General features: G+C 71.0%; 11 protein-coding genes and 1 pseudogene. All 12 read right to left on the bottom strand.

The window, feature by feature from the left end:
• Positions 1-17: 17 nt before the first annotated feature.
• Positions 18-1,559: an aldehyde dehydrogenase family protein gene (locus J7E91_RS34175; RefSeq protein WP_214911123.1), complete on the bottom strand. Its 1,542-nt coding sequence runs from the start codon at positions 1,557-1,559 to the stop codon at positions 18-20.
• 387 nt (positions 1,560-1,946) lie between these two features.
• Positions 1,947-2,216 (bottom strand): annotated as a pseudogene (locus tag J7E91_RS34180) (succinate--CoA ligase subunit alpha); the annotation flags it as partial.
• Between the two features lie 157 nt (positions 2,217-2,373).
• On the bottom strand, positions 2,374-3,402 hold the full coding sequence (locus J7E91_RS34185; protein ID WP_214911125.1) for a sugar phosphate isomerase/epimerase: 1,029 nt from the start codon (positions 3,400-3,402) through the stop codon (positions 2,374-2,376).
• A gap of 42 nt (positions 3,403-3,444) precedes the next feature.
• A complete protein-coding gene (locus J7E91_RS34190; protein WP_214911127.1) occupies positions 3,445-4,863 on the bottom strand; it encodes a nucleotide pyrophosphatase/phosphodiesterase family protein in 1,419 nt (472 codons plus the stop codon).
• Entirely contained in the window at positions 4,860-6,068 is a 1,209-nt protein-coding gene (gene eboE, locus J7E91_RS34195; RefSeq protein WP_214911129.1) for a metabolite traffic protein EboE, read from the bottom strand. Before eboE ends, J7E91_RS34190 begins: the two co-directional genes overlap by 4 nt.
• Positions 6,069-6,085: 17 nt before the next feature.
• Positions 6,086-6,937, bottom strand: coding sequence for a TatD family hydrolase (locus J7E91_RS34200; RefSeq protein WP_214911131.1), 852 nt, complete (start codon positions 6,935-6,937; stop codon positions 6,086-6,088).
• A complete protein-coding gene (locus J7E91_RS34205) occupies positions 6,937-7,725 on the bottom strand; it encodes an EboA domain-containing protein (protein ID WP_214911133.1) in 789 nt (262 codons plus the stop codon). Before J7E91_RS34205 ends, J7E91_RS34200 begins: the two co-directional genes overlap by 1 nt.
• Positions 7,719-8,621, bottom strand: coding sequence for a sugar phosphate isomerase/epimerase (locus tag J7E91_RS34210; RefSeq protein ID WP_214911135.1), 903 nt, complete (start codon positions 8,619-8,621; stop codon positions 7,719-7,721). The genes J7E91_RS34205 and J7E91_RS34210 overlap by 7 nt, the downstream gene beginning before the upstream one ends.
• Positions 8,618-9,919: a UbiA family prenyltransferase gene (locus J7E91_RS34215; protein WP_214911137.1), complete on the bottom strand. Its 1,302-nt coding sequence runs from the start codon at positions 9,917-9,919 to the stop codon at positions 8,618-8,620. The genes J7E91_RS34210 and J7E91_RS34215 overlap by 4 nt, the downstream gene beginning before the upstream one ends.
• Positions 9,916-11,058 carry an inositol-3-phosphate synthase gene (locus J7E91_RS34220; RefSeq protein ID WP_214911140.1) on the bottom strand — a complete coding sequence of 381 codons (1,143 nt, stop codon included), beginning with the start codon at positions 11,056-11,058 and terminating at the stop codon, positions 9,916-9,918. The genes J7E91_RS34215 and J7E91_RS34220 overlap by 4 nt, the downstream gene beginning before the upstream one ends.
• Before the next feature lie 118 nt (positions 11,059-11,176).
• A complete protein-coding gene (locus J7E91_RS34225; RefSeq protein WP_214911142.1) occupies positions 11,177-14,920 on the bottom strand; it encodes a ThuA domain-containing protein in 3,744 nt (1,247 codons plus the stop codon).
• Positions 14,921-15,341: 421 nt separating this feature from the next.
• Positions 15,342-16,346 (bottom strand): sugar phosphate isomerase/epimerase, encoded by a 1,005-nt coding sequence (locus tag J7E91_RS34230; RefSeq protein WP_214911144.1) that lies wholly within the window; start codon positions 16,344-16,346, stop codon positions 15,342-15,344.

Raw genomic sequence — 16,346 nt, forward strand, 5'->3', positions numbered from 1 at the left:
AGATCTTCATGAGTCTTCTAGGGCATCAGGTGGTAGTCGGGGAAGTTGCCCGGCAGGCGTTCGTCCTTCGGGCCCTCGGTGACCGATCGGATCAGGAGTTCTCCGCCTACGAACGCGCCTCGCCACGACGCGCCGAAGCCGCCGAAGAGTTCGTCGCGGTCGCCTCGCGAACGGGGCTTGCCATGACCGACCTTGAAGGAACGGATCTGGGGTGCCAGCCGTTCATACGTCGACGGGTCGTCGGTGGAAAGCGTCGCCACCAGGGCTCCGTTGGAGGCGTTCATCGCGGCGAGGAGTTCCGCCTCCGTGTCGACCAGGACGATCGTGTCCACCGGGCCGAACGGCTCCGCGTGGTGGAGGGGGGACGATGGGGGCGGGTTCAGGAGGGTGACCGGCGGCAGGTAGGCGTTGGTGTCCTGGCCGGGGAGGAAACGGGCGTCGGCGAGCGAGCCGCGGTGGAGCGGGACCGCGCCGCGGTCGATGGCCTCGCCGACCTGGTCTGCCAGTTCCTTGGCCTTGGCCGCGTTGATCAGCGGTCCGAAGTCAAGGGTGGGGAGCGGGTCTTCGGGGTGCTCGACGGCGAGGGGATGGCCGGTGCGGATGGAGCGTACGGCGGGGAGGTACGCCGCCAGGAACTCGTCGAACAGGGTCCGCTGGACGACGAAGCGGGGATAGGCGGTGCAGCGCTGCTTGCCGTAGTCGAAGAGCTTGGGGATGAGGGAGGTCAGGGTGGGCCAGTCCGTGTAGTTCCAGATGCCCCAGGTGTTCAGGCCCTCCTGTTCGAGGATGTGGCGCTTGCCGAGGTCGGCCACGGCGGTGGCGATACGGGCGCCCGTGTCGCGGCCTCCTACGAAGGAGACGCAGCCGATCTCCGGGGAGCGGACCAGGGACGACGAGAGTTCGCTGCCGCTGCCGCTGAGGAGGGTGACGGGGATTCCTTCGCGGGCCGCCAGTGCGGAAGCGAGAGTCAGGCAGGCGACGCCGCCGTCGGTCGGGGTCTTGGCTATGACCGCGTTTCCGGCCAGGGCCTGCACCAGCATGGCGTGGACCAGGACGGACATCGGGTAGTTCCAGCTGGCGATGTTCGACACCGGGCCGGAGAGGGGGGCGCGGTCGGCGAGCATGGGCTTGATGCCGTCGACGTACCAGCGCACGCCGTCGATCGCGCGGTCGACGTCGGCCTGGGCGAGGCGCCACGGCTTGCCTATCTCCCAGACGAGGAGGAGAGCGAGCAGTTCGCGGTGCTCGGTGAGGGCGTCGAGCGTGGCGGCTACGCGGGCGCGGCGCTCGGGCAACGGGACGTGGCGCCAGGCTCGGTGCTGGTCGAGGGACGCGCGTACGGCCTGGCCGGCGGTGAGGGCGTCCAGGCGCGGCGGGCCCGCGATGGGGCTGTCGTCGATAGGTGAGGTGGCGGGGAGTGCGCGACCGTCGGCCTTCCAGACGGACGCCCAGAGGTTGAGCACGCGGTCGTCGCGGAAGGCCTCGGGGGCGACGGCCTGGCAACGCTGCCAGGCGTCGGACCATGCGGTGCCGGGCTTGAGGGTGAGGGTGGGTGCCATCTGTTCTCTCCGCTCTGTGTGGGGCGGGGCTGAGTGGCGGGGCGGTCCGCCTGCACGTGGGCGTGCACGGCGGGGCATTTTCCCTACCCGCCCCTTCCCGGCCGTGACATTGCGCGGCTCCGCCGCGTGGGGCGCCGCCCCAGACCCCGCTCCTCAAACGCCGTTCGGCGACAACGAGCCGCCCGGGCTGCGGTAAACATTCAGCCCGTCCGGCGTTTGAGGACACGCCCGGAGGGCGTCCGGGGGTCTGAGGGCTTGCCCCCCAGTTCGGGAAGGGGCGGGTAGGGAAAAACAGATCCGTCGGCCACGCCCTGGGGGCGGGCCTGGTTGGACGGTAGTGATGCCGACTGGTCGGCGGTATCACCGGGACGCCAAGTGTGCTAGAGGTCACGCGAGTTGGGTCAACGCGAGCCGCGCCGTCTCGGACGGGGTCGAGCCGACCCGCACACCCGCCGCTTCGAGCGCCTGCTTCTTCGCCTCCGCCGTGCCCGACGATCCCGAGACGATCGCTCCCGCGTGGCCCATCGTCCTGCCCTCGGGGGCGGTGAAGCCGGCGATGTAGCCGATCACTGGTTTGGTGACCCGGTCCGCGATGTACTGCACCGCTCGTTCTTCCGCGTCGCCGCCGATCTCCCCTATCAGGATGATGAGTTCGGTGGCCTTCGTTCTTGCGGGCTCGATTTCCCTGTTCGCCGGCTTCATCGCGATCTTCCTGCATCCGCCGGGACGGCCGCGGGCCCGGCACATCAAGCCGAACCCGCAGCCGATCAGCCGCGACGCGATCTGACTGCTGCTGCTTTGCTCTGCTCCGCTCTCAGCAGTCCTTCTCGCGCAGTGAGTGCAAGTGCGCGCTCGACTTGCGGGCGAAGGCGAACGACTCGGCCGGGTTGTCGTGTTCCGCCTGCCAGTGGTGGTCGCGGCGCCCGCCGCGGGTCTTCGAGACCGCCGAGATGAAGCGTTTGTAGTCGATGTCTCCGTCCCCGACGTCCACCATCCGGTAGCCGTCGCGGGCGGATGCGTCGTGTTCGCCGTCCTTCACGTGGAAGAGCGGGTAACGGTCGGGCTGCTTCAGTACGTAGTCGAGGGGGTCGAAGGGGGCCGGGGTGCCGTCGACGCGCTTGCCGAAGCGGAACTGGGCGGCGTACGCCCAGTAGATGTCCATCTCCAGGTAGACCAGTTCGGGGTCGGTCTCGGCGAGGAGTACGTCGTAGAGGCGGACGTCGGGCTTGTCGGTCGCGAAGGAGAACTCCTCGGCGTGGTTGTGCTGGTAGAACTTCATGCCGCGCGCCTTGGCCGCCGCGCCGTACGTGTTGAAGTCCTGGGCGGCGCGCTTCCAGCCGTCGACGGTGGCGCCGTAACGCCACGGTCCTGATGCCGTGCCGATGTGCTTGAGGCCGAGGGCCTGGGCGTCGTCGAGAACCTTGGTGAGGTTCTGGGCGAAGGTGTACGCGCCCGGGTTGCCGTCGGAGTAGTAGCCGACGTGGCTGCCTATGCCGCGCAGGCCGTGGTCGCGGGTGAGCCGGCGGAGCTGGGCGAGGGAGATGGGGCCCGCGGAGCCCTGGGTGTAACCGGCGTACTCGACCTCGTCGTAACCGAATCGCTCCAGCTCGGCGAAGACCTTGGCGAAGCCGAGGGTCGAGACCTTGTCGCGGAGGGAGTAGAGCTGGATGCCGAGGCGGCCGGGGGGAAGGACGGGACGGCCGCGGCCCGCGCTCTGGGCCGCCGCGGTGGGTGCCGTCGCCCCGAGGAGGGCTGCGGCGGTGGCGCCGGCGGCTACGCCGAGCATGCCGCGCCTGGAGAGCTTGTGGGTGAGTTCGGGGTCGGTGCTGGTCTTGCGGCTCATGGGTCGCACGGGTGGAACTCCCTTTGTCAGTGCATCCGGTTGTCAGTGCAGTCCGGCAAGATGAAGGAGCAGGGCTTTCACATCGGTGGCCGCGACGCGGCCGTCGAGGGCGCGGGGGGTGGAGCACAGGATGAGCGGACCTTCTTCGTCGCGCTCGGGGAGGCGGCCGTGGCTGCCGCGAATAGGTGACGGGTCGAGGGGCACGACCGCCATGCGGTAGCGCATGCCGAGCTTCTTGCGGGCGAGGGCTTTGGCGGCCTTGACGCGTACGTACGGATCGAGGGGGTCCATGAAGAGCTCGACGGGGTCGTAGCCGGGCTTGCGGTGGATCTCGACGAGCTGGGCGAAGTCGGGGGCCTTCGCGTCGTCGAGCCAGTAGTAGTACGTGAACCACGCGTCGGGTTCCGCCACGGCGACCAGTTCGCCGGAGCGGGGGTGGTCGAGTCCGTGGCTCTTCTTGCCCTCGTCATCGAGGAGTTCCGCGAGGCCGGGGAGGTCCGCGAGAGCCGCGCGGGCGGCTTCGAGATCCTCCGGGCGGCGTACGTAGACGTGGGCGAGCTGGTGGTCCGCGACCGCGAACGCCCGTGACGTCATGGGGTCGAGGTACTCCATGCCGTCCTGGGTGTGGACCTCGACGAGCCCGGCGCGGCGCAGGGCCCGGTTGATGTCGACGGCGCGCGAGACCCGGGTGATGCCGTACTCGGAGAGCGCCACGACGGTACGGCCCTCGGCCTTGGCGTCGTCGAGCAGCGGGGCGACGGCGGCGTCGAGGTCGGCGGCGGCGCGGTAGGCGCGGGGGTCGTCGGGGCCGTAACGCTGGAGGTCGTAGTCGAGGTGCGGGAGGTAGCACAGGGCCAGGTCGGGGTGGCGCGTGCGCAGGATGTGGCGGGTCGCGTCGATGATCCACCGGGAGGAGACGATGTCGGCGCCGGGGCCCCAGAAGTGGAAGAGGGGGAACGTACCGAATGTGTCGGTGAGTTCGTCGTGGAGGGACGGGGGCCGGGTGTAGCAGTCGGGTTCCTTGCGGCCGTCGGCGTAGTAGACGGGGCGTGGGGTGACGGTGAAGTCGGTGTCGGCGCCCATGGCGTACCACCAGCAGATGTTGGCGACGGTGTAGCCGGGGTGGGCGCGGCGGGCGGCGTCCCAGATCTTGTCGCCGGAGACGAGGCCGTTGTGCTGCCGCCAGAGGAGGACTTCGCCGAGGTCGCGGAAGTACCAGCCGTTGCCGACGATGCCGTGTTCGGCGGGGGTGGTGCCGGTGAGGAAGGTCGACTGGGCGGCGCAGGTGACGGCGGGCAGGACGGTGCCGAGGGGTGCCTGGGAGCCGGACTGGGCGAGCCGCTTGAGGTTCGGCATGTGGGCGAGTAGCTGGGGGGTGAGGCCTACGACGTCCAGGACGAGGAGGGGGGTGGGGGTGGGTTTGGGGGTGGGGCCTGTGCTGGTGGTCCCTGTCTCTGTCACGGCAGCTCCTTGAGGCCGAGATCGACCAGGAGGTCGCGGGCGAGGGTGAGTTCGGCGGCGATTCCGTGGGCGAGCTGGGTGCGGTTGCGCGGGCGCGACTCGGGTGGCAGTGCCTGCCAGGTGTACGTCTCGACCTCCAGGTGGCGGGTGAGCGGCTCGGTGCCGCCGACCAGGCGGGAGAGCGCGTCCTGGAGTACGGAGAGGGTGGAGGTGAGCGGTGGGGCGGGCGGAGCGTGCAGGGGGACGTGGAAGTGGGCGCGCCAGGGGGCACCGTCGGGGAGCACTGCTCCGGTGAGGGCCTCGTAGAGGTCGTCGGTGCCGCGCAGGCCCGCGCTGAATGGGGTCTCCCCTGCTCGAGGCTGTTCGAGAGCTTGGGGAAGGGTGCGGGTCTGGTGGAGGAAGCGGGGTTCGGCGAAGGCGGCGAGGGCTTCGCGTACTTCGGGGAGGTGGGGGTGTTCGGCGTGCAGGGCGGCGGAGAGCTGCGCCTTGGGGATGGTGACGCCGGCGGCGGTGAGCGCGTCGAGGGCGGTCGCCGGGTCCTCGAAGGAGGTGGCGAGGTGGCAGGTGTCGACGCAGATGCCGATGCGCGGAGCGGCCAGGGTGGTGAGCGGGCCGATGGCGTCGGCGGTGGTCTCGACGGTGCAGCCCGGCTCGGGTTCGAGGCCGATGCGAATGGACTTGCCGGTGAGCTCCTCCAGCGCGTCGAGGCGTTCGGCGAGCGTGGCGAGGGCCGCGCGGGCCGTCTCGGCGGCGGCCGCGTCGAAGGAGGTGCGCCAGGCGATGGGGAGGGTGGAGATGGTGCCTTCGGTGACATCGTCGGGGAGCAGCGCGGCGAGAAGGTGGGCGAGGTCGGTGGTGTGCTCCAGCCGCGCGGGCTCGGTCCAGTCGGGCCGGTACACGCGGTACTTGACCTCTTCGGCGCCGAACCCTTCGTACGGGAAGCCGTTGAGGGTGACGACTTCGAGGCCGCGCCGGTCCAGTTCGGCGCGCAGGCCGCGCAGGGCCGCCGGGTCGGTGATCAGCGCGTGCGCGGCGTCCTTCGCGAGCCACAGGCCGATGCCGAGGCGGTCCCGGCCGAGGCGTCTGCGTACGGGCTCGCAGTGGTCGCGGAGCTGGGCGAGTACACCGTCGAGGGTCTCGGCGGGGTGGACGTTGGTGCAGTACGCGAGATGGACGGTGGAACCGTCGGGGTGGCGGAAGCGCATGGTGGCTGTCCTCCCCCTCATTCGCCGCCGCGGAGGATGGAGTTGCCTTCGTGGAGCGGCTCCGGGGCGTCGGGCACGTCGAGCCGGAGGCGGCCGCTGAGGCCGTAGAAGGCGACGGGGTTTCGCCACAGGACCTGGTCGACGTCGTCCTCGGTGAAGCCGGCGGCGAGGAGGGCGTCGCCGACTTTGCGGGTCTTGAGCGGGTCGCTCTTTCCCCAGTCGGCGGCGGAGTTGACCAGCACTTTCTCGGTTCCGTGGTCCTTGATGACGGCGACCATGCGGTCCTCGTCCATCTTGGTGTCGGGGTAGATGGAGAAGCCGAGCCAGCAGCCGCTGTCAGTGGCGGCCTTTACGGTTGTCTCGTTGAGGTGATCGAGGAGTACGCGGTCCGGGGGGAGGTTCGATTCACGGATGACGTCGACGGTGCGGTGGAGACCGGCGAGCTTGTCGCGGTGCGGGGTGTGGACGAGGGCGGGCAGTCCGTGGTCGGCGGCGAGCTGGAGCTGGGCGGCTAGGGCGGTGTCCTCGGCGGGCGTCATGGAGTCGTAGCCGATCTCGCCGACGGCGACGACGGAGTCCTTGACGAGGTAGCGGGGAAGCGCGTCGAGAACGGGGGTGCAGCGGGGGTCGTTCGCCTCTTTGGGGTTGAGGGCGAGCGTGCAGTGGTGGGCGATGCCGTACTGGGAGGCGCGGAAGGGCTCCCAGCCGAGGAGTGCGTCGAAGTAGTCGAAGAAGCTGGCGGGCGAGGTGCGGGGCTGGCCCAGCCAGAAGGAGGGCTCGACGACGGCGCGCACTCCGGCGGCGTACATCGCCTCGTAGTCGTCCGTGGTCCGGGAGGTCATGTGGATGTGGGGGTCGAAGATGCGCATCAGGACTCCTCTGTGGGCGCGGCCGTGATCTCGACGCGCGCTGTCGTGTCCGGGCGGGCCGTGAGGGCGAGGACGCGGTGGAGATCGTCCGGTACGGGGCGGCCTGCGGCCGTGCGCTCTGCGGCGTAGTCGCGGAGCATCCGGGCCAGTTCGCTGTCGGCCCGGGCGCGCCGGGACAGTCCGTCGATGGCGTCGACCGGTACGCCGGTGAACAGGCACTTGAGCACGGCGTGGCGCCAGGCGTGCTGGTCGAGGTGCTCGGTCGCGTACGGGCCGACGGCGGCGGCGACGAGGCGTGTGTCGTTGGTGCGCAGGGCGTCTTCGACGAGCGGGAGCGCGGAACCGGCGGGCGTGGTTACGGCGCTCAGGTGCGGCAGTGCGAGCAGCACCGCACGACGTTCGGCGGCGGTGCCGTGGGAATAGAGGCGGGCGGTGGTGTCGAGGTCGGCTCGTACGGCGTGCAGGAGGAGGACGCGGGCGGCGTCGGCGAGGTCCTGGGCGTCCGGGGCGGCTGTGGTGGATGGGGTGGCTGGGGTGGCTGGGTCTGCCTGGGCGGTGCCTCGGGCCGGGTGGCAGTGGCGGCCGGCTTCGGCGAAGCGGATCTCCCAGGTGGGCATGGACCACTGGGCTCGGTTACGGTCCACCGGCTCGGGCGACTTGGCACCCGCTTCGGCTTCCGCTTCGGCCAGGGCCTCGTGCAGCCAGGCACGGTCCGCGCCGGAGAGCTGCTCTTCGAGTGCGGCCTGAAGAGCGGAGGGCGGTGCGCCGTTGGTCAGCTCGGTCAGCATCGTGCGCCTCCTGCCGGGAGAAGGGTGTCCGGTTCGCTGGGCAGTGCCTTGCGCAGGAAGTCGAGGGACCGTTCGGCCAGGTCGGGGCCCGCGTGCGAGTGGCGGGGAAGTTCGACGACCGTCAGCCCCCGGTAGCCGGTGGCCGCGAGTGCGTCCAGGACGGGTGGGAAGTCGATCTCACCGTCGCCGAACGGCAGATGCTCGTGTACGCCGCGACGCATGTCCTCGATCTGGACGTGCCGCAGCCAGGGTGCGGCCTCGCGTACGCAGTCGGCGGGCGAGGACTGTTCCAGGCACTGGCAGTGACCGATGTCGAGGGTGAGGCCGAGGGGAGACGGGTCGCCGAGGATGCGGCGCAGGTGGTGGAAGTCGGCGAGGGTGGAGAGGAGGTGGCCGGGTTCCGGCTCGACGGCGAGCGGAACGCCGGCGGTTGCTGCGGCGTCGATGACGGGAGCGAGTGACTCCGTCAGCCGCTGCCAGGCGGTGTCGGGCGAAGTGCCGTCCGGGGTGATGCCGCTGAAGCAGTGCACGGCGTGGGCACCCAGCTCGGCGGCGACGCGTACCGCCGTGACGAGCAGTTCGGCTCGGATGGCGCGGCCTGCCGGGTCCGGGTCGAGCAGGGACGGGCCGTGCTTGCGGCGCGGATCGAGGACGTACCGTGCGCCGGTCTCGATGGTCACGTCCAGGCCGAGCTGCGACAGCCTGCGACCCACCTGACGGGTGCGGGCGGCGAGATCGGGAGCTCGGGGGTCGAGGTGCATGTGGTCGAGAGTCAGGCCGACACCGTCGTAGCCGAGGTCGGCGAGGAGGGCCAGGGCGTCGTCCAGACGGAGGTCGGTGAGGCCGTTGGTGCCGTAACCGAAGCGGATGGGCGTAGAGACGGGGGTGCCGGTCATGTGGGGCTCACCTTTCGCGACAGCTTCCGGGCGATGGGTACGAGCCCCATGAGCGCCGCCCCGGCCCCGACCGCACCGCTGCGGGCGGCGAGCGCGGCCTGCAGCGGGATCATGGCCCGGATCCCGCCACCCACGGCGCGCTGGGTGAGCGGCGGGGAGGGGTTGAGCGTGGCGTGGAGGAGGGGCTTGGCCGCGGTGCGGAAGTAGGCGATGGCCGCGAGGGTGGCGGGGGTCGCCAGGCGCGTGGCGACGCGGATCGCCTTGTGGGGGGCGGACGGCAATTCGCGGCTCCGCAGCGTGCTGCGCGCCAGGCCCCGGCGGTCAGGCCGCGCAGCCAGCAGGCGATGACGGCCAGGATGCCGGCGAGCAGGGTGCTTGCGGGCGGCCAGCGTGGCCAGTACGGCGGCTGCCGCGAGCGCGGCCAGTGGCGCCGCCGTCGAGCCGCCCTGCGTTTCGCGGCGCGAGACCGCCGTGACGGCGTAGGTGTGCGCGCCGAGCATGCCTGCGGCGGCCAGTGCGTCGCGCACACCGGGTGCACGAGCGACGGCCACCGCCAGGTCCGGGCGTGTCCTGCGGAGCACTTCCCCTACCCGCCCCTTCCCACTGTGACATTTTGCGGCTCCGCCGCGTGAGGGGCTCTGCCCCGGACCCCGGTCCTCGAACGCCGGGCGGGCCGGATGTGCCAGGGGAGGCTGCTCCGGGCAGCCGCGCGGCTGAATTCCAGCCGCGCCGGGCGTAGCGATTTCAGCCACATCCAGCCCGGCCGGTGTGTGAGGCCTCCGGGAAGGGGCGGGGTGGGGAACGAAACGCTCCGCCCGCGCCTCGGCCCGCGTCGCCGTCGCCGTCGCCGTCGCCCCCAGGAGCAGGTCCAGGGCCCGGGCCGTGGCCATCGCCGCGGGCGCCGCCGCGGTGTGCTTCACGTGCAGGTCGTACGCCCAGATCGTGGCGGCCAGACCAGTGGCCACCCCCAGCGCCCGGCGTCCCGCCCCCGCGGCAAGGGCCAGGCCTGCCGCCGTCAGCGCGCCCGATGCCGCCAGGGCCGCGCCCGGGGAGATGCGGCCGGACGGGATCGGGCGGTGCGGGCGGTCCACCGCGTCCTCGGCGCGGTCCGCCCAGTCGTTCAGGGCCATGCCCGCCTCGTACAGGCACAGGGAGGCTCCGACGGCCAGCGCCGTGCCCCGGTTCGGGCGTACGCCGATGGACGCCGCGCCCGCCACCGCGTCGCCCGGGACGGTGAACAGGGCGGAGACCCGCAGGAGTTCCGCCCACGCGGCAAGGCGGCGAGCACCCGCCGTCATCGGGCCTCCCGCAGGCGGGCCCCGAAGGCCAGCAGCGCCTCGTACTGTTCCGCCAGCGCCGCCGGGCCGCCGTCCGGGTCCTTGAAGTAGAAGCCCAGCTCCGGCAGCGGCCCCGAGATGCCCACCTCGTGGGCGCGGGCCAGCAGCCGGGCCAGATCGAGGACCAGCGGCGCGGCGAGTGCCGAGTCGCAGCCCTGCCAGGTCGTCTGGAGGGTCATCCGGGAGCCGAGGAACCCGGCGAAGGCGATGTGGTCCCAGGCCGTCTTCCACTCGCCGAGCGCCGGTACGTCGTCGATGTGGACGTCGCCCTGCGGCAGCGTGCCGAGGGTGTCGGCCAGGACGCGGTTCTTGCCCGCGTTCTTGGCCGCCGCGGCGGCCGGGTCGGCCAGCGCTGCCCCGTCCCCGCCGCCGAGCAGATTCGTGCCCGACCATGCCCGTACGGACAGAGCGCGCTGCACGAACATCGGGGCGAGTACGGAACGGAGCAGCGTCTGGCCCGTCTTGCCGTCGCGTCCCGCGTGGGGAAGGCCGCTGGCCGCGAGGGCGTCCTGGAGGGCGGGCGCGCGCAGCCCGGTGGAGGGGGTGAAGTTGACGTACGGGCTGCCGGCCCGCAGTGCCGCCGCCGCGTAGAGCGAGCTGGGCGGGAGGGACGACTGGGAGTCGGTCGGCGCGGGTTCCGTCGAGGCGACGTTGACGACCACGACGCGGTCGAGGCGTCGCCGGCGCGCGAAGTCCAGCAGGTGCGCGGCGAACGTGCCGATGAGCTCCTCCTCACCGCGCGTGTCGCCGGGCAGCGGGCCGCCGGTCCTGATCTCCTGGTCCGCCGCCGCCAGTTCGCTGCGTACGGCCGAGGACAGGCCGTGCGGCAGGACGCCGCCGGCCTCCAGCTCCTCGGCCCGTTTGGGCAGGGGGCAGCTCACCGTGTCGTGCCCGCCGAAGACGAGCGAGGAGAGCGGCGCCAGGCCGCTCCCCGCGAACGGCGGTGTCTCGGTGACCATGCCGTCCGCCGCGTGCAGGCCCGCGGTGAGTGCCGCGCAGCCCGCGACGGCGGTCGTGGCGACCGAACCGCGTGCTCCGACGAACCACACGCCGGTCCGTGCCGTGTGCGCCGTAGTGCCTTCGGATGGGGTGGTGGTCACGGGCTGCCTCCCTGCCGGAGAGATGGATAGCTGGAGAGATGGGGAGGTCCAGAAGACGGCGGGCGGGGGCTCGGCGTGCTCCCGCCCGCCGCCGGTCCTGGCGGTACCGCTGGTCGGTCTAGGAGCCCGCGGGCAGCTCCTTGACCTTGATGTTGCGGAAGGAGACCTGGTCGTCGGCGCCGTGGTTCTGGATGCCGATGTGGCCCTGGGCCAGGCTGCGCGCCGGGTCGGTGTTCGTGAAGTCGTTGATCTTCACGCCGTTGAGGAAGACGCGGAGCCGTTCTCCCTCGACCCGTATCTCGTACGAGTTCCACTCCCCGGGCGGGTTGAGCGCGGCGTCCCGCGCGGCGATGTTCGCCGCCTTGAAGCCGTACACGGACCCGGTGGTGCGGTCGGGGGCGTCCGTCGCGTCGATCTGGATCTCGTACCCCTTGCTGACGGCCGACCACGGGTCGCCGGAGGCCGGGAAGCCCACGAAGATCCCGGAGTTGTCGTCACCGGCCATCTTCCAGTCGAGCTTCAGGGAGTACGACTTGAGCTCCTTGGCCTGGTACCAGAGCAGGCCCATGCCGCCGACGGAGTTCAGCGTGCGGTCGTCCTTGATCTCGAAGGAGCCGGGACCCGCCTGCTTCCACCCTTCCAGGGTCTCGCCGTTGAAGATCGACCGGTATCCCTTCGAGGGCTTGCAGTCGGCCTTGGCGATCCCGGTGGCGTAGAGCATTCCGCCCAGCAGGTGCTTGCGGAAAGCCGGTTCGGCGTACGAGTCCTTGGTGTGTCCGCCGCCGGTGTAGAAGGACCGCCCGCCCTCGTACGGCTGGCACCAGGCGATCGGGTGGTCGCCCTTCATGGTGCCGCCGGTGTAGCTGGTCTCGTCGAGGGTGGCCAGGACGCGGGCCTGCTCACGCGGGTTGGTGCGGTAGTTGTACCACTCGTCGGTGCGCTCCCAGCCGCTGTCCAGGTGCGCGGTGGCGGGGTGGTCGTGGTCCTCGACGCGCACGGTCGCCTTCTGGATCTGCGGGTGCGAGTGGAAGTACGCGCCGACGAGTCCGCCGTAGAACTTCCAGTCGTACTCGGTGTCGGCCGCGGCGTGGATGCCCAGGTAGCCGCCGCCGTCGGCGACGTACTGCTCGAAGACCGTCTGCTGGTTGGCGTTCAGGACGTCACCGGTCGTGGAGAGGAAGACGACCGCGTCGTAGCGCGCGAGGTTCTCGGGTGTGAACTGCTTCGCTTCCTCGGTGGCGTCCACGGCGAGGCCGCGCTGCGCGCCGAGTTCCTTGAGGGCGGTGATGCCCGCCGCGATGGAGTCGTGGCGGAAGCCGGCGGTCTTGGAGAAGACCAGGACCCGCTTCTTGGGGGTGGCGTCGCCCTTCGCCGTGGAGAAGGTGAAGTCGTCGATGTCGTAGAGGGCTCCGGCGCCGCCCTTGAAGAGGAGGTAGAGGGTGGTGGTCCCGGCCGGGGGCCGTTTGATGGTGGTGGTGATGTCCTGGAAGACGTCCCAGCCGCCGGTGACGGGGACGACGGTGGAGCCGATGAGCTTGCCGTCGGGCGATCCGGTTCGTACTTCCAGCGTGCCGCCCGCTCCGCCCGACGAGACGCGCGCGGTGAGGGAGGTGGCGTCGCCGACCCGGTAGGGCTTGAAGGCGATCCAGTCACCGTTGTGGATGTCACCGACGGTCTTGCCGCCGTGCGCGGTCGGCTTGCTCTGTGGTGCTGTGCCGCTCTGGCTGGAGTAGTGCTCGGCCTGGCGGTGCTTGGGCTGTGTGACGGCCTGGTCGTGGGTGGTCAGCGGAGCCTGGCCGCCGGCGCCCTTGTCGGTGTACTCGGCGTCGAAGGCCCCGAAAATGTTGGCGTTCGGGTCGTGTTCGCCGTCCGCGATGGTCTTGATGGTGCCGCTGCAGCCGAACGCCTCGGTGATCTTGTGGCCGTGGCTGTCGTGGCCGAGGAAGTGGGACACCTTGACCTTCGAGCAGTCGACGATGCTGTCCTCCGCGTCGGTGACCTTCACCTTGAACGGCACCTCGTCACCGAAGGTGAAGAGCCGGCCGTCACCGGGCAGTTCGAGTGTCACCTTGGGCGCGGTGTTGCCGACGACGATCCGCACGCTCGCCGAACCGGTCCGCCCGGTGGTGTCCTTGGCGGTGACGGTCGCGGTGTACGTGCCGTTCTTCTTGTACGTGTAGGTGGGGTTGGCCGCCGTCGACGTACCACCGTCGCCGAAGGTCCAGGAGTACTTCAGGGCGTCGCCGTCGGAGTCGGCCGTCCCGGCGGAGGAGAACTTCACGCGCAGGGGCGCCTGGCCGGACGTCTTGTCGGCCGCGGCTTCCGCGACGGGCGAGTGGCCGCTGGTGGCGTTCTCGATGCGGTAGAGACCGGAGTGCTCGTTGCCGCCGAACCAGGCGGTGCCGTAGTCCAGGACGTACAGCGCGCCGTCGGGGCCGAAGGCCGAGTCCATGACCTGGGTGCCGGTCCACGGCACGGGGTTGATGGACTGTACGGCGCCGTTCGCGTCGTGCTCGATGCGCTTGATCCAGCGCCGGCCGAACTCGCCGGCGAAGAAGTCGCCGTCGTACGCCTCGGGGAACTTCACCGGGGAGTCGAGGTTCGCGTCGTACCGGTAGACGGGGCCGCCCATCGGGGACTCCGAGCCGGTGCCGAACTCCGGGAGCGATCCGCCGTCGTACGGGATCCAGGCCTCCTCGGAGGGCGGCAGGTCGGTCAGGCCGGTGTTGTGCGGCGAGGTGTTCTTCGGGGCGGCGCAGTCGAACTTGGCGCCGGACTCCTTCGTCGCGAAGTCGTAGTCCACGTAGGCGTCGTTCTTGCCGGTGCAGAAGGGCCAGCCGAAGTTGCCGGGCTTGGTGACGCGGGCGAACTCGACCTGTCCGGCCGGGCCGCGCTTGGGGTCGGCGGCGCCGGCGTCGGGGCCGTAGTCGCCGACGTACAGCACGCCGGTGGGCTTGTCGACGCTGAAGCGGAAGGGGTTGCGGAAGCCCATGGCGTAGATCTCGGGGCGCGTCCTGGCGGTGCCGGGGGCGAAGAGGTTGCCCTCGGGAACCGCGTACGAGCCGTCGTCGTTCACCTTGATACGGAGGATCTTCCCGCGCAGATCGTTCGTGTTGCCGGAGGTGCGGCGTGCGTCGTACGCCGGGTTGCGGTTCGGGCGTTCGTCGATGGGGGTGAAGCCGTCGGAGGCAAAGGGGTTGGAGTCGTCGCCGGTCGACAGGTAGAGGTTGCCCTGCGCGTCGAAGTCGATGTCGCCGCCGACGTGGCAGCAGATGCCACGGGTGGCGGGTACGTCGAGGATCTTCTTCTCGCTGGCGTTGTCGAGCGTGCCGTCGGCCTTGAGTACGAAGCGTGAGAGCCGGTTGACGCCGTCGTACTTCGCGAAGTCGGCGGCGGAGCCCTCGTTGGGGGCGTCGCCTGCCGGGGTGTCCATCGGGGGCGCGTAGTAGAGGTAGATCCGCCGGTTCTCGCTGAACTCCGGGTCGATGCCGATGCCCTGGAGGCCCTCTTCGTCGTGCGAGTAGACCGGGATGCTGCCGACGACGCGGGTGTTGCCGGCGGCGTCGGTCATGCGGAGCTCGCCGTCGCGCGAGGTGTGCAGGACGCTGCGGTCGGGGAGCACGGCGAGCGACATGGGCTCGCCCGTCTCGGGCTCGCCCTTGGCGAGGGTGACCTGCTGGAAGTCCTCGGCGGCGACGGCTTCGGTGGCGGCGGAGGGGTCCGCGCCGCTGCCCGGTGCCGGCTTCTCGGCGGCTGTGGAGAGGGTGGGGGTGAGTACGAGTGAGGTGGCGGCCAGGAGGCTGCCGGTGAGGAGCGCGAGGGTCTTTCGGGCCGATCCGGCTCTGAGCCGTTTCCTGTGCACGAGTGTCCTCCGGGAGTGGGCCGGGCGGTGCTCGTCCTGCACCGGTGCCGGGCGGGGAAGCTCTGTGATGAGGGGAACCGGAACCGGGATGCGCCGTCATGCCGGAACCGGACTCATGTCCTGTACACCTCAGGGACGGTAGCCGCGTTCGTCTGGAACGGAAAGACCTTGCGCGGCGGGTAAGTTGAACTTTCTCCCGCCGCAGGACAAAGCGGCCGGGGGCAGCGGGGACCGCCCCGGCGGCGGTGCGTTACGCCGGGCCGCCCTGCGGGGGCTTTCCCCTACCCGCCCCTTCCCGCTGTGACATTTTGCGGCTCCGCCGCGGGGGGGGCAGTCCCCAGACCCCGGACGCCCTACGGGCGTGTCCTCAAACGCCGGACGGGCTGGATTTTGCCGCAGCGCGGGGGCAGCGCCCCAGGGTCTAGTCCGCGCCCCCGAACGCCGCGTCGAACGACGCCGTCGGGGGGTCGAAGTCGTAGCGCTTCAGCGTGGCAAGGGCTTCGGGCGCGCCCGTCAGGCGGTCCATTCCCGCGTCCTCCCACTCCACCGACACCGGCCCCTCGTACCCGATCGAGCGCAGCATCCGGAATACGTCCTCCCACGGAACGTCCCCGTGTCCGGCCGACACGAAGTCCCAGCCGCGCCGCGGATCCCCCCACGGCAGGTGCGAGCCGAGCCGGCCGTTGCGCCCGTCGAGGCGCTTGCGGGCCTCCTTGCAGTCGACGTGGTAGATCCGGTCGCGGAAGTCGTAGAGGAAGCCGACCGGGTCCAGGTCCTGCCAGACGAAGTGGCTCGGGTCGAAGTTCAGCCCGAAGGCCGGCCGGTGCCCCACCGCCTCCAGCGCCCGCTGCGTCGTCCAGTAGTCGTACGCGATCTCACTCGGGTGTACTTCGTGCGCGAAACGCACGCCCTCCGCGTCAAAGACGTCCAGGACCGGGTTCCAGCGCTCGGCGAAGTCCTCGTAACCGCGCTCGATCATGTGCGGCGGCACGGGCGGAAACATCGCCACCAGGTGCCAGATCGAAGACCCGGTGAAGCCGATGACCGTACGGACACCGAAGGCCGCCGCCGCCCTGGCCGTGTCCGCCATCTCGGCCCCGGCCCGCTGCCGTACGCCCTCGGGCTCGCCGTCGCCCCAGATCCGCGACGGCAGAATCGCCTGGTGACGCTCGTCGATCGGCGCGTCGCAGACGGCCTGGCCGACCAGGTGGTTGGAGATCGCCCAGCACTTCAGGCCGTACTTGTCGAGCAGCGCCCGGCGACCGTCCAGATAGCCCGGGTCGCCCAGCGCCTTGTCGACCTCGAAGTGGTCACCCCAGCAGGCGAGTTCCAGGCCGTCGTAGCCGAAGTCGCGGGCCAGCCGGCAGACCTCCTCCAGCGGCAGGTCGGCCCACTGGCCGGTGAAGAGTGTGAATGGTCGTGGCAT

This window comes from Streptomyces sp. ISL-99, from assembly GCF_018614005.1.
GTDB classification, from domain to species: Bacteria; Actinomycetota; Actinomycetes; order Streptomycetales; family Streptomycetaceae; genus Streptomyces; species Streptomyces flavidovirens.

What these genes read in the sequence shown, in the direction of transcription:
- J7E91_RS34175 (WP_214911123.1), bottom strand. Translation starts at nt 1,559, where the DNA reads ATGGCACCCACCCTCACCCTCAAGCCCGGCACCGCATGGTCCGACGCC.
- J7E91_RS34185 (WP_214911125.1), bottom strand. Translation starts at nt 3,402, where the DNA reads ATGAGCCGCAAGACCAGCACCGACCCCGAACTCACCCACAAGCTCTCC.
- eboE (WP_214911129.1), bottom strand. Translation starts at nt 6,068, where the DNA reads ATGCGCTTCCGCCACCCCGACGGTTCCACCGTCCATCTCGCGTACTGC.
- J7E91_RS34200 (WP_214911131.1), bottom strand. Translation starts at nt 6,937, where the DNA reads ATGCGCATCTTCGACCCCCACATCCACATGACCTCCCGGACCACGGAC.
- J7E91_RS34205 (WP_214911133.1), bottom strand. Translation starts at nt 7,725, where the DNA reads ATGCTGACCGAGCTGACCAACGGCGCACCGCCCTCCGCTCTTCAGGCC.
- J7E91_RS34210 (WP_214911135.1), bottom strand. Translation starts at nt 8,621, where the DNA reads ATGACCGGCACCCCCGTCTCTACGCCCATCCGCTTCGGTTACGGCACC.
- J7E91_RS34215 (WP_214911137.1), bottom strand. Translation starts at nt 9,919, where the DNA reads ATGACGGCGGGTGCTCGCCGCCTTGCCGCGTGGGCGGAACTCCTGCGG.
- J7E91_RS34230 (WP_214911144.1), bottom strand. Translation starts at nt 16,346, where the DNA reads ATGCCACGACCATTCACACTCTTCACCGGCCAGTGGGCCGACCTGCCG.